At 70.1% G+C, this 13292-nt stretch carries 11 protein-coding genes; 5 read left to right on the plus strand and 6 right to left on the minus strand.

All coding sequences use genetic code 11. The features are described from left to right. The first annotated feature begins 241 nt into the window (after positions 1 to 241). From AB0959_RS12540 to iscB, 4 genes are all read left to right on the plus strand, one after another. Complete coding sequence (locus AB0959_RS12540) at positions 242 to 793, plus strand: SigE family RNA polymerase sigma factor (protein ID WP_366826341.1); 552 nt, start codon at positions 242 to 244, stop codon at positions 791 to 793. Further along, on the plus strand, positions 790 to 2139 hold the full coding sequence (locus tag AB0959_RS12545) for a PQQ-binding-like beta-propeller repeat protein (protein ID WP_366826342.1): 1350 nt from the start codon (positions 790 to 792) through the stop codon (positions 2137 to 2139). Before AB0959_RS12540 ends, AB0959_RS12545 begins: the two co-directional genes overlap by 4 nt. Before the next feature lie 29 nt (positions 2140 to 2168). After that, positions 2169 to 2645: an NUDIX domain-containing protein gene (locus AB0959_RS12550; protein ID WP_366826343.1), complete on the plus strand. Its 477-nt coding sequence runs from the start codon at positions 2169 to 2171 to the stop codon at positions 2643 to 2645. 563 nt (positions 2646 to 3208) lie between these two features. Beyond that, entirely contained in the window at positions 3209 to 4600 is a 1392-nt protein-coding gene (gene iscB / locus AB0959_RS12555) for an RNA-guided endonuclease IscB (RefSeq protein ID WP_366826344.1), read from the plus strand. 286 nt (positions 4601 to 4886) lie between these two features. Here iscB and AB0959_RS12560 read toward each other — a convergent pair whose 3' ends face one another. Next, positions 4887 to 5987, minus strand: a complete 1101-nt coding sequence (locus AB0959_RS12560; RefSeq protein WP_366826345.1) for a citrate synthase 2 — start codon at positions 5985 to 5987, stop codon at positions 4887 to 4889. A gap of 405 nt (positions 5988 to 6392) precedes the next feature. Here AB0959_RS12560 and pdxH point away from each other — a divergent pair, with 405 nt between their 5' ends. After that, positions 6393 to 7022, plus strand: a complete 630-nt coding sequence (gene pdxH / locus AB0959_RS12565; protein ID WP_366826445.1) for a pyridoxamine 5'-phosphate oxidase — start codon at positions 6393 to 6395, stop codon at positions 7020 to 7022. 63 nt (positions 7023 to 7085) lie between these two features. Here pdxH and AB0959_RS12570 read toward each other — a convergent pair whose 3' ends face one another. The 5 genes from AB0959_RS12570 to AB0959_RS12590 form a co-directional block, all read right to left on the minus strand. Then, a complete protein-coding gene (locus tag AB0959_RS12570; RefSeq protein WP_366826346.1) occupies positions 7086 to 7721 on the minus strand; it encodes a TetR/AcrR family transcriptional regulator in 636 nt (211 codons plus the stop codon). Continuing rightward, positions 7709 to 8464: an enoyl-CoA hydratase family protein gene (locus AB0959_RS12575; RefSeq protein WP_366826347.1), complete on the minus strand. Its 756-nt coding sequence runs from the start codon at positions 8462 to 8464 to the stop codon at positions 7709 to 7711. Before AB0959_RS12575 ends, AB0959_RS12570 begins: the two co-directional genes overlap by 13 nt. A gap of 32 nt (positions 8465 to 8496) precedes the next feature. Continuing rightward, entirely contained in the window at positions 8497 to 10101 is a 1605-nt protein-coding gene (locus AB0959_RS12580) for a 4-coumarate--CoA ligase family protein (protein ID WP_366826348.1), read from the minus strand. Between the two features lie 56 nt (positions 10102 to 10157). Next, complete coding sequence (locus tag AB0959_RS12585; protein ID WP_366826349.1) at positions 10158 to 11333, minus strand: acyl-CoA dehydrogenase family protein; 1176 nt, start codon at positions 11331 to 11333, stop codon at positions 10158 to 10160. Between the two features lie 107 nt (positions 11334 to 11440). Beyond that, complete coding sequence (locus AB0959_RS12590; protein ID WP_366826350.1) at positions 11441 to 13288, minus strand: biotin carboxylase N-terminal domain-containing protein; 1848 nt, start codon at positions 13286 to 13288, stop codon at positions 11441 to 11443. Positions 13289 to 13292: the final 4 nt, after the last annotated feature.

Below are 13292 nucleotides of genomic sequence, written 5' to 3' on the forward strand. Positions count from 1 at the left end.
AGCCGCGGCGGTGACCGCCGGGCTGAGCATGGTGAACCGACCAGCCCCGTCAGGGACCGGTACGCAGCCGCCGAGCGCCCATCAGTGACCTCGACGGCACCGGCATCCCCCAGCCCGCCCGGAGACAGCCAGGCGCGCGCGGCAGATCACCCATTTGGTGTGAACACACAATCTCGCCCGCCGAGGGATAGCAGCGGGCGGCTCATCGCGTCGTGATGGTTGCCGAGAAGGGGGAGGGTCGATGAAGGCGTCGAGTCACGACGAGTTCCGAGAGTTCGTAGCGATGCGCTCCACCGCGCTGCTGCGGCTCGCGGTGCTGCTCACCGGCGGGGACAGACATGCCGCGGAGGACCTGCTGCAGATCGCGCTGATGAAGGCCTACGGGCGCTGGGCGCACATCGAGCAGCCCGAGGCGTACGTCCGCCAGGTCCTGTACCGCCAGCAGGTCAACCGCTGGCGGCTGCGCAGACACCGCGCCGAGACGACGGTGCCCGTACTGCCCGAGTCCGACAGGGAGGCCGACACCGGGTCGGACTCCGAACTGCGGGTCGCGCTGTGGGCGGCACTCGGTCAGCTGACGAAGCGGCAGCGGGCCGTGGTCGTGCTGCGCTACTTCGAGGACCTGCCCGAGTCCGAGGTCGCGGCGCTGCTGGGGTGCCCGGTCGGCACGGTGCGCAGTACGGCGCACCGGTCGCTCGCCAAGCTCCGGGCCCTCGTACCGGACCTCGGGCCCGAAGGGCACGGGGAACAGGCCCAGCCGCTCAGCTATGCCTCGAAGGGGGTCCAAGGATGACGACGGAACAGGTGGAGGAGAAGGTCCGGGAGACACTGCACGCCGTCGCCCTGGATCGGGTGCGCGCGCCCGGAGACCTGGCCGAGAAGGTGGTACGGCGGCACAGGCAGCGCCGGTTCTCGCAGGCAGCGGGGGCGGCGGTGGCCGTCGCGGCGATCACCGTGGGGGCGGTGTTCGGCTTCGGTGGCGGCGGTGGGGCCGATCCGGACCATCCTGTGCGGCCGGCGGTGTCGCCGGAGGGCTGGAAGCCGTGGCAGAGCGACGCCCGGGGCGCGAGCGAGCGGGGCTGTCTGGTGGACGGTTCCGCGCTGTACTGCGCCGGGTACAAGTACGACGCCGCGAAGTTCGACGCCAACACCGGCGAGCGGCTGTGGACGGTCAAGGTCAACGGCGAGGGCGACGGGCCCGACCACCCGTTCGCCGTGCGCGACGGGGTGCTCTACGGCTACCGCAACCACACCGCGAAGAAGCAGCCGAACGGGGACTACATGGGCGGTACCGATCTGATGGCGGTGAACGCCGACACCGGCGCTCTGCTGTGGAAGGTCGAGATGCCGCAGGACGACCGCACCGACCAGGCCGCCATGCTCATCGACGGCGCGGTGCTGGCGAACACCCCGTCGCTGCGCACGATGTCGGCCCTCGACCCACGGACCGGCAAGGAGAAGTGGCGCCACACCTGGGACAAGGGCGCCGCGTGCCAACGGGCGGTGCTGAGCGGTGTGCCGTATCTCGTGTGCCTGCGCGACGTCGAGAATCCGGACGCCACCGACGTCCTCCGTCTCGATCCCGCCACCGGAAGCGCCAGGAAGGTCATGACCCTTCCCGGCGGCTGGGGACTCAGCGGGACCTCGGGGGACCGGCTGGTCCTGGCCGAACAGAGGGACGCGACCGACAAGGACCTGCGGCTGACCGTCATCAGCGGCTCCGGGGAGCAGACCTCACACTCCTACCGGGTCGAGGGTCTGCAGGCCACCTCGGAGGTCGTCGGTGACCGTCTGATCTCCGTGTCCTGGAAGGGCAAGGCCTCGGCCTACTCGCTGACCACGGGAAAGACCCTGTGGACCCGCCCCGTGGGCGTCAAGATGCCCAACCGGGACAGGATGACGGGCCTCGCGTCTCCCGTGGTGTCGGAGAGCCAGCAGGTCGTCTACTTCTTCAGCCCGACCGGGGATCTGTCCGGCCTCGACCTGCGCACGGGCGAGCAGGTCTGGCGCGATCACGTCGACACCGGCAAGTGGAAGCCCGGCTTCAGGGACTCGCCCCAGGTCCTGCTCCACGAGGATGCGCTGGTCGCCCGGAACGACAGCAGGATCGTCTCCCTCCTGCCACGGATCGGCGACTGACCCGAAGGCCGGGTGGAAATACTTGGTGCGTGACGAGTTTCCGGCTCGCGGCGTACGCCGTGTGCATCGAGGACGGGCGGGTACTGCTCGCGCGCTGCGTATCGCCTGAAGGCGAGTCCACCTGGACTCTTCCGGGCGGCAAGGTCGAGCACGGAGAGGATCCGTTCGACGCGGTGATTCGGGAGGTCGTGGAGGAGACCGGCTGCGACGCGGTGGTCGAACGCCTGCTGGGCGTCGACTCCAGGGTGATCCCCGCAGCCGAACGCACCGTCCCCGGCGGACCGGACCACCAGAATGTCGGCGTCTTCTATCAGGTCCGTATCACGGGCGGTCAACTCCGGCCCGAACCGAACGGCCATGTCGTCGAGTCGGCCTGGACTCCGGTCCCCGACGTCGCCTGCCTGCGCCGGTCATCGCTGGTCGACATCGGCCTCACCCTGGCGCAGACCCTTCCAGCAACCGGTCACGTCGCGCGCGTCCCGGTCGGCGGTCTGATCCAGCACTGAGGGCACTGCCCGCATCCGACTGCGCCCGCTCGATCGTCGTATGGCTCACGGGATCGGCGAGACAGGCTCTAGCAGCAGAGGCGGCCACTCGTTCGAGGATTTGGTGCGATTCGCACAGATGAGTGCTTTCCCGAGGGTTTGGCCTGTAATGGAGCCGTGATCGATAGCGTCGTCCACAACTTCGGAAAGGAGGTCACTCGCTCCCCGGCCACAAGCCGGAACCCGGGCCCGGTCGCGCTCGGGTTGAGTGACCAGCCCCAGTCATCACGGTCCAAAGGATCAAGGAGGTGCCCTTGATGACTACGTTTCCTGCAGGTGAGCAGACCCACCGGGCTGTGCTTCCTCAGCAGCTCGCTCTGGAATCCGTGGGAGCAGACACCCCTGGGAGCAGGGACGAAACGGCTCACGGACACCCCGCCGCGGCGCGGGGCACCGGCAGGGAACATGGGCGAGGGGAGACCAGCCGGCCCAGCACCAGGGGCCGTCGGCGTCACACTGGAGCCGCTGTCGAGGCAGCGGGGACAGCAGCGAGCGGGAGCGGTGACGCTTCCAAAGAGGAGCAGGTGTACGAGGGCGGCAGCGGAGACGGCAGGGTCTTCGTCCTCTCCAAGGAAGGGCAGCCCCTCATGCCCTGCCATCCCGCCCGCGCCCGTGAGCTGCTCCGTAAAGGACGAGCCGTCGTCGCACGACAGGTCCCGTTCACCATCCGGCTCAAGGACCGCACGCTTGCCGAGTCCGAGGTCGACGGCGTGCAGTTACGGATCGATCCAGGTTCCAAGGGCACCGGGCTTGCCCTCACCGACGAGAAGAAGGAGACCGATGAGCGCGGCGCCATCATCACCGTGAGGCGCGGTCTGGTAGCGGTGGAGCTTCAGCATCGTGGTGACCAGATCCATCACTGCATGCAACAGCGCGCTGGCTACCGACAGAGACGACGTTCGGCCAACTGCCGTTACCGGGCGCCTCGGTCGAACAACCGGCCACGCGCAGCAGGCTGGCTACCGCCGTCTCTGCGTCACCGCGTGGACACCACGCTCTCCATGGCCACCCGCATCTGTCGATACGCGCCGGTGACCGAGATCCACGTCGAGAACGTCACCTTCGATACCCACTCCATGAGCGCGGGCAGAGCCCTCACCGGCGTCGAGCGCCAGCTTGGAACGCTCGCCGGTACCGATGCCCGCGCCTACCTCCACGCCAAGTGGAACAGGGCATGCGCATACTGCGACGCCACTGGTGTCCCGCTGAACATCGACCACCTCAGGCCACGCAGCGGAGGGGGCTCCAGTCGCATCACGAACCTCGTCCTCGCCTGCGTCCCGTGCAACCAGGCCAAGGGCAGCAGCCCCGTCGAAGTCTTCCTGGCACAGCAGCCAGGCCGCCTCGCGAAGATCCTCCAGCAAGTCCGCACACCGCTCCACGACGCCGCAGCGATGAATGCGACCCGCTGGCAACTTATGGAGGAGTTGAACTCTCTCGGCAGACCGGTGCACGCCTGGTCTGGCGGACGCACCAATGAGAACCGCACCGCCGCCGGGCTCCGCAAGACACACACCTTGGACGCGCTCTGCATCGGAGAGCTGGACCACAAGAACGGCCATTCGGTCGTGCGGCACCCGGTGCAGGTGCTCGTAGCCAAGGCCACCGGGCGCGGCTCGTACGCGCGCACCACGCCGGACCGGTTCGGGTTTCCCCGACTCCGGCGTGCCCGCTCCAAGCAGCACGTCGGATACGTCACAGGGGATCTCGTGCGGGCCACCATGCCCTCAGGGAAGTGGGCAGGCACGTGGACGGGGCGCATCTCTGTCCGAGCCAGAGGCCAGCACAGTCTCGCGACGCCAAGGGGCCGTATCAATGTCTCTCACCGCAATCTGCGGCTCCTCCAACGAGGCGACGGATACGGATATGCCACTCGGCACGAGGCATCGCCGTCAACAGTTCGGAAAAACAGTTGAGCGACGCGAGATCGGTTCTTAGGGTGTGGCTTACACAGAAGGGAGGTGATCGGGTAAATGAGTGAAACCCGGACGCGTGAGGTGGCTGCGGACTAGCGGTCCGTCACCACGCTCAGTGCGGTGCCGGACCAGCGCGTGAGTTGAGCGCGCAGCCGGCCCAATCCCAAGCAGTCACCCGACCCGCAGGCTCGCCGGTACGTCCGGCCGGCTCCCCCGCCGTGAGGCGAGGGGACCAGAGCCTGCGGGTCGTCTGCGTTTCAGGGGCCCCGGAAGGCCACCCCGGGCCTCAGTGGGCGATGTCCTCGTAGCCCTCGATCGCGCTGGGGTTGCGGGTGCCCGGGCCCACGTAGCGGGCGGAGGGGCGGACGAGGCGGCCGGTGCGCTTCTGTTCCAGGATGTGGGCCGACCAGCCGGCCGTGCGGGCGCAGGTGAACATCGATGTGAACATGTGGGCGGGGACCTCGGCGAAGTCGAGGATGATGGCCGCCCAGAACTCGACGTTCGTGGCGAGGACGCGGTCGGGGCGGCGGGCGTGGAGTTCCGCCAGGGCCGCCTTTTCCAGGGCTTCGGCGATCTCGAAGCGGGGGGCTCCCAGTTCGCGGGCCGTGCGGCGCAGGACGCGGGCGCGCGGGTCCTCGGCCCGGTAGACGCGGTGGCCGAAGCCCATGAGGCGTTCGCCCCTGTCCAGGGCCTGCTTGACGTAGGCCTCTGCGTCGCCCGTTCGCTCGATCTCCTCGATCATGTGGAGGACTCGGGAGGGGGCGCCGCCGTGCAGGGGGCCGGACATCGCTCCGACCGCCCCGGACAACGCCGCCGCCACGTCCGCGCCCGTCGAGGCGATGACACGCGCTGTGAACGTGGACGCGTTCATGCCGTGCTCGGCGGCGCTCGTCCAGTACGCGTCGACGGCCTTCACGTGCTTGGGGTCGGGCTCGCCGCGCCAGCGGATCATGAAGCGTTCGACGACGGACCGGGCCTTGTCGATCTCGCGCTGCGGGACCATGGGCAGGCCCTGGCCGCGGGCGGACTGGGCGACGTAGGACAGGGCCATGACGGCGGCGCGGGCGAGGTCCTCGCGGGCCTGTTCGGCGTCGATGTCGAGGAGGGGTTTCAGGCCCCAGACCGGTGCCAGCATCGCGAGCGCCGACTGTACGTCCACGCGGATGTCGCCCGAGTGGATGGGGATGGGGAAGGGTTCGGCGGGGGGCAGGCCGGGGTTGAAGGCTCCGTCGACGAGCAGGCCCCATACGTTGCCGAAGGAGACGTGGCCGACCAGATCCTCGATGTCGACGCCCCGGTACCTCAGGGCGCCGCCCTCCTTGTCCGGTTCGGCGATCTCCGTCTCGAACGCGACGACTCCTTCGAGTCCGGGTACGAAGTCGGACATCAGGCGGCTCCTCGTGATGTGTGCGACGGATGGTGTTGTGGGGGGTTCGGTCCGCTTGCAGGGGTTGACCTGGCCTTTGGCCGGAAAGCGGACGATCGCGGTCGGTTCCGCGGTCGATTTCGAAGACTCGCGGTCCGAAGCGGTCACCCCGGTGATGCCCCGTACGGTCGGCGGTCACCCAACCGGGACGATGGACGATGCAGAACGATATCCCTGAGTGCCATCTTTGGGGAGATGTCGCGGCACTCAGTGCCAGCGAGTGAGGAAGGACACCCGCCGCGCACCCCGGGGCGCATACGGCAGGATGGCCACGTGAGCGACCGCGAAGCCGACCACAATGACGACCACGAAGCCGACCATGAGGTCGTCTACGACCCCGCCGAGCCCGTTCCGGACCCGGCCGCCATGCGCAAGCAGTACCGGGCCGAGGGGCTGGACGAGGGCGAGCTGGCCGGGCATCCGATGTCGCAGTTCGAGCGCTGGTTCCGGCAGGCCGCGGCCGAGGGCGCGGTGTTCGAGCCGAACGCCATGGTGGTGTCGACCGCGGACGCCGAGGGCCGGCCGAGTTCCCGTACGGTGCTGATGAAGGCGTACGACGAGCGGGGCTTCGTCTTCTACACGAACTACGGGTCGCGCAAGGCCCGCGACCTGGCGGAGAACCCCCACGTCTCGCTGCTCTTCCCCTGGCACGCGATCGCCCGCCAGGTGATCGTCTCCGGCACCGCTCACCGTACGGGCCGGGACGAGACGGCGGCGTACTTCCGGACCCGGCCGCACGGTTCGCAGCTCGGGGCCTGGGCCAGCGCGCAGTCCTCGGTGATCTCCTCGCGCGCCGAGCTCGACGGCGCCTACGAGGAGCTGAGTACCCGCTATCCGGAGGGCGAGCAGGTGCCGGTGCCGCCGGACTGGGGCGGGTTCCGGGTCGTACCGCGGTCGGTGGAGTTCTGGCAGGGGCGGCACAACCGGCTGCACGACCGGTTGCGGTACGTGGCGGAGCCGGACGGAGCGTGGCGGGTGGAGCGGCTCAGCCCCTGAGCCCGTACGTCTCACCCGTACGCCTCACCCGTACGTCTCACCCGTACGCCTCACCCGTACGTCTCAGGTGAGCGCCTCGTCCAGCAGTACCGCCCACTGCGCCACGACCCGGTCCCGGCGGCCGGTGTCGTCGGTGAGCAGGTTGGCGAGGCCGAGGCCGCGGGCCATGTCGAGGAGGCCCTGGACGGTTTCACGGGCTCCGGGCACGGACTCGTCGGCGCCGAGCAGGTCCACGGCGATCCGGTGCGTCTCGCGGCCGACGCGGGACTCGAGTTCGGTGACTCTCGGGCGGAGCTGGTCCTCGTTGGAGGCGGCGACCCACAGGTGGAGGGCGGCGCGGAAGAGGGGGCCGGTGTAGAGGTCGACGAGGGCGGCGACCACGTCCCGGCGGTCGGCGGCGCCCTGGGGGAAGAGGGCGCGCAGGGCCGTGGAGCGCTCTTCGGCGACGTACTCGACGGCCGCGGTGAACAGGTCCTCGCGGGTCGGGAAGTGGTGCTGGGCGGCACCTCGGGAGACTCCGGCGCGTTCGGCGACGACGGAGACCGTCGAGCCCGCCCAGCCGTGTTCGGCGAGGCAGGCGACGGCGGCCTCCAGGAGCCGCTGCCGGGTGGCCCGGCTGCGGTCCTGCTTGGGGACGCGATCGGGCACGCGATCGGGCACGCGGTCGGGCACGTGGTCGACCGTGTTCACACCGCCCATGAGGGGTCCCGTCGTTCGAGGAAGGCCGTCATTCCCTCGCGGGCCTGCGGGGAGGAGAACAGCCGCGCCGAGAGGGCCGTGAGGTCGGCCGCGTCCCGGTCGAATGCCTGGAGCACCTTGGCCGTGAGCAGCTGTTTCGTCTCGGCGAGGCCCTGGGGGGAGGCTCGGCGGAGGCCGTCGAGGACGGGGGCGAGGATGTCGTCCACGTCGTCGCCGGTCGCGGTGAGCAGGCCGATGCGGGCCGCTTCGGGCGCGTCGAAGCGTTCGCCGGTGAGGTAGTAGCGGGCGAGGGCGCGCGGGTCGGTGCGGGGCAGGAGGGGCAGGGAGATGACGGCGGGGGCGACGCCGATGCGGACCTCCGTGAAGGCGAAGGTGGCTTCGGTGGAGGCCACCGCGATGTCGCACGCGCCGAGCAGGCCGAGGCCGCCGGCGCGTACGTGTCCGGTGACGCGGGCGAGGACCGGTTTGCGCAGTGCGACGATCTGGCGCATCAGGTCGACGAGGGCGTCCGGGTGCGGGGGGTCGCGCAGGTCGGCTCCCGCGCTGAAGGTGTTCCCGGTGTGGGTGAGGACGACGGCGCGGACGTCGCGGTCCTTGCCGCACCGGGTCAGGGCGTCGGCGAGTTCGGCGACGAGCGCGGCCGACAGGGCGTTGCGGTTGGCGGGTGAGTCGAGGGTGAGGGTGGTGAGGGCGCGGTGGTGCTCGGCGTGGACGAGGGCGGTCGCTGTTTCTTGGGCGGTCACGGATTCTCGGGCGGTCACTGGTTCTCGGGCGGTCACTGCTTCTCCCGTAGTTCCTGGAGCTTGCGCTGTTCCTGGAGGTCGCGCAGTTCGCGGCGGAGGATCTTGCCGGAGGCGGCGCGGGGGACGCCGGCGATGAAGGTGACGCGGCGGACGCGTTTGTAGGGGGCGACGCGTTCGGCGACGTGCATCATGACCTCGCCCTCGGTGAGGTCGGTCGCGGTCGGCTGGCGGACGACATAGGCGTGCGGGACCTCGTTGTTGTCGTCGTTGTAGAAGCCGATGACGGCGGCGTCGGCGATGCCGGGGTGGGTGAGGAGGAGGGCTTCGAGTTCGGCGGGGGCGACCTGGAAGCCCTTGTACTTGATGAGTTCCTTGACGCGGTCGACGATGTAGAGCCAGCCGCCCGCGTCGGCGTGGCCGACGTCGCCGGTGTGCAGCCAGCCGTCCTCGTCGATCATGGCGGCGGTGGCGTCGGGGCGTCCCAGGTAGCCCTTCATGACCTGGGATCCGCGGATGAGGACCTCACCGGGTTCGCCGGCGCCGACGTCCTTGCCGGGGTCGTCGAGGGAGACGATCCGCATCTCGGTGCCGGGGAGGAGCTTGCCGACCGTGCCGGGGGGTGCGTCCTGGGCGTGGTCGAAGGGCACCAGGTGGGTGCAGGGCGAGAGTTCCGTCATGCCGTAGCCCTGGACGATGGGCGGCAGGCCGAGGCGGCGGGCGCAGGCGTGGGCGAGGTGGGCGTCCAGGGGTGCGGCGGCGGAGATGATGTGTTTCAGGGACGACAGGTCGTACTGGGCGACCGCCGGGTGCTTGGCGAGGGCGAGGACGATCGGCGGGGCCACGTACAGGTGGGTGATGCGGTGCGTCTCGATCGCGGCGAGGAACGTCTCCAGGTCGAAGCGCGGCAGGACGACGACGGTGGCGCCCCGTCTGAGGGGGGCGTTCATGAGGGCGGTCAGGCCGTAGATGTGGAAGAAGGGCAGGACGGCGAGGGTGCGGTCGCCGGGCCCGACCGTCATGACGGGTTCGAGCTGCGCGAGGTTGGTGGCGATGGACCGGTGGGTGAGCATGACGCCCTTGGGGATGCCGGTCGTGCCGGAGGAGTACGGCAGGGCGGCGACGTCCTCGACGGGGTCGAGGGCGAGGTGCGGTTCGGGTGCGGCGGTGGCCAGCATGTCGATCAGTGAGCGGTGTCCGGTCGCGCTGTCGCAGACGAAGATCTCCCTGATGCCGCCGGCGCGTTCGGCGGCCGTGCGGGCGGTCTCCAGGAGGGGTGAGACGGTGACGATCCAGCGGGCGCCGGAGTCGGTGAGCTGTTTGGCGAGTTCGTCGGGCGTGGCGAGGGGGTGCACGGTGGTGACGGAGGCTCCGGCGCGCGTGGCGGCGTAGAAGGCCGTGGGGAAGGCGATCGTGTTGGGGCTGTGCAGGGCGAGCACGTCGCCCTTCTCGACGCCGGCGTCCGCGAACGCGGCGGCCAGCCGCCGGTGGAAGCGGTCCAGTTGCTCGTACGTGATCGTGGTGCCGTCGACGCCGTCGATCAGCGCGGGTGTGTCGCCGAACTCGGCGGCCCGGCCCAGGACGGCCTCGTGGATGGGCAGTTCGACGGCCGGGACTTCTGCGTACTCGCTGCGGAACACGGTTCCTCCTCGCACGACGGTGTGCTGCGGGGTACGGAGTGGAACGGCCCCCACGTTCAGTACGACTTGGGCAGGCCCAGGGTCTGGTGGGAGACGTAGTTGAGAATCATCTCCCGGCTCACCGGTGCGATACGAGACACGCGCGCGGCCGTGATGAGGGAACCGAGTCCGAACTCGCGGGTGAGTCCGTTGCCGCCGAGGGTGTGCACCGCCTGGTCGACGGCCTTCACGCAGGCCTCCCCGGCGGCGTACTTGGCCATGTTGGCGGCCTCACCGGCGGCCGCGTCGTCCCCGGAGTCGTAGAGGTGGGCGGCCTTCTGCATCATCAGGCGGGCGAGTTCGAGCTCGATGTGGGCCTGAGCGAGGGGGTGGGCGATGGCCTGGTGGGCGCCGATGGGGGTCTTCCACACGGTGCGGTCGCGGGCGTACTCGACGGCCTTGGCGACGGCGTAGCGGCCCATGCCGATGGCGAACGCGGCGGTCATGATGCGCTCGGGGTTGAGGCCGGCGAAGAGCTGCAGCAGGCCCGCGTCCTCGTCTCCGACGAGTGCCTCGGCGGGCAGCCGTACGTCGTCCAGGGTGAGCTCGAACTGCTTCTCGGCGGAGGTGATCTCCATGTCGATCGGGCGTCGTTCGAAGCCGGGGGCGTCCCTCGGGACGATGAACAGGCAGGGTTTGAGGGTGCCGGTGCGGCCCTCTTTATTGGACACAGTTTCGGTGCGGCCGACGATGAGGGTGGCGTCGGCGATGTCGACGCCGGAGACGAAGACCTTGCGGCCGGTGAGGAGGTAGTCGGCGCCGTCGCGGCGGGCGGTGGTGGTGATGCGGTGGGAGTTGGAGCCGGCGTCGGGTTCGGTGATGCCGAAGGCCATGGTGCGGGTGCCTTCGGCGATTCCGGGGAGCCACTGCTTCTTCTGGGCCTCGGTGCCGAAACGTGCGATCACTGTGCCGCAGATGGCCGGTGAGACGATCAGCATGAGCAGGGGGCTGCCGGCTGCGCCGAGCTCTTCGAGGACGATGGAGAGTTCGTAGATGCCTCCGCCTCCGCCTCCGTACTCCTCCGGGAGGTTGACGCCGAGGTAGCCGAGCTTGGCTGCCTCTTGCCAGAGCTCGTCGGGGTAGCGGTCCTCCTGGTGGACGTTGAGGAGGTAGTCGCGGCCGTAGCGCCTGCCGAAGGCGGAGACGGCGGTTCGTAGGGCCTTGTGTTCGTCGGTTTCCATGAGGGTGGTCATGGGGCTCCTAAGGGGGTGGGGCTGAATGCCGTCTGGAGAGTGCGGGTTGTTTGTGGCGGGTCGCGCCCACGCGGCGGAGCCGCATGATCGACACAGTCCCGCGCCCCTTAAAGGCCGTGCACTACCGCCAACAGCGCTCCGGGCTCTACCTGTTGGCCCGGCTTGGCGTGCAGAGCCGTGAGCATGCCCGTTGCCGGGGCTGTGATCTTGTGTTCCATCTTCATCGCCTCCAGCCAGAGCAGGGGTTGGCCCGCCTGCACCTCGGCGCCCTCCGTCAGGCCCTCGGCGACTCGTACGACCGTGCCGGGCATCGGGGCCAGCAGGGAGCCGGGGGCGTGGTGGGCTGTGGGGTCCGGGAAGCGGGGCAGTGCCCTGAGTGCCGTGGTGTTGACGTACACCTCGTCGCCGTAGCGCGTGACCTCGAACCTGCGCTGGACGCCGTCCACTTCGAGGACGACCAGGTCGGACGTGACGCGCACGACCCGTACCCCGTCCGCCGCCAGGCCCTCACGCGTGTGCCGGTAGTGGACCTCGTGTTCCTCGCCCGCCATCGCGTACCGCTTGAGATGCGGCTGGGAGGGCAGGTTGCGCCAGCCGCCGAAGCGGGAGCGGGAGGGGCCGTGGGTGTCGGCGAGGGCGGCGGCCAGGGGGGCGTACGGGTCGGGGGTGGCGGTGGTGAGGTCGTCGAGGTGGCGGTCGTAGAAGCCCGTGTCCATGCGGGCCGTGGTGAACTCCTCGTGCCTGAGCGAGCGTACGAGGAGGTCCCTGTTGGTCGTGGGGCCGTGGATCTCCGCTCGTTCCAGGGCGCCCGCGAGCTTGCGCAGGGCCTCGGCTCGTGTGGGGGCGTGGGCGACCACCTTGGCGAGCATGGGGTCGTAGTGAACGCCGATGGGGTCGCCGCCGGTGTAGCCGGTGTCCAGGCGGACGCCGTCCGGGACGGTGAGGCGGTGCACGGTACCGGTCTGGGGGGCCCACGCGCGGGCCGGGTCCTCGGCGTACAGGCGGGCCTCGATGGCGTGGCCGTGGGCGCGCGGGGGGTCGTCGTCGAGGGCGTGGCCCTCGGCGACGCGGATCTGGAGTGCCACCAGGTCGATGCCGAACACCGCCTCCGTGACGGGGTGTTCGACCTGGAGGCGGGTGTTCATCTCCAGGAAGTGGGCCGTGTCCGCGGACACGAGGAACTCGACCGTGCCCGCGCCCGCGTAGTCGACGGCTCGGGCGGCTCGTACGGCCATCGTGTGGAGGGAGTCGGTCAGTTCGGGGGTCAGGCCCGGTGCAGGGGCTTCCTCGACGACCTTCTGGTGGCGGCGCTGGAGGGAGCAGTCGCGGGTGCCGAGGGGCCATACGGTGCCGTGGGTGTCGGCGAGGATCTGCACCTCGATGTGGCGGCCGTTCTCCAGGTACGGCTCGACGAAGACCTCGCCGTCGCCGAAGGCGCTGAGGGCCTCGGCGCGGGCGGCGGTCAGTTCCGCGTCCAGGTCCTCCAGGCGGCGTACGATCCGCATGCCGCGTCCACCGCCGCCCGCCGCCGCCTTCACCAGGACCGGCAGGTCGGCCTCGGTGACGTCGCCGAGCGGCTCGACGCCCATCAGCTTCTTGGCCCGCGTCTTGGACGCCATGGCCTCGATCGCCTCCGGGGGCGGCCCGATCCAGGTGAGGCCCGCGTCGAGGACGGCGCGCGCGAAGCCGGGGTTCTCGGAGAGGAAGCCGTACCCGGGGTGGACGGCGTCGGCGCCCGCGTCCAGGGCGGCCTTCACGATCAGGTCGCCGCGCAGGTAGGTGTCGGCGGGTGCCGCGCCCGGCAGGCGTACCGTCGCGTCGGCCACGCGCGCGTGGAGGGCGTTCTCGTCGGCGTCGGAGTGCACCGTGACGGTTCGGATTCCCAGCTCACGGCAGGTGCGAGCGATACGGCAGGCGATCTCGCCCCGGTTGGCGACGAGCAACGTCCCGATCATTTGG

It is taken from the genome of Streptomyces sp. NPDC046862, assembly GCF_040704615.1.
Classification (GTDB): domain Bacteria; phylum Actinomycetota; class Actinomycetes; order Streptomycetales; family Streptomycetaceae; genus Streptomyces.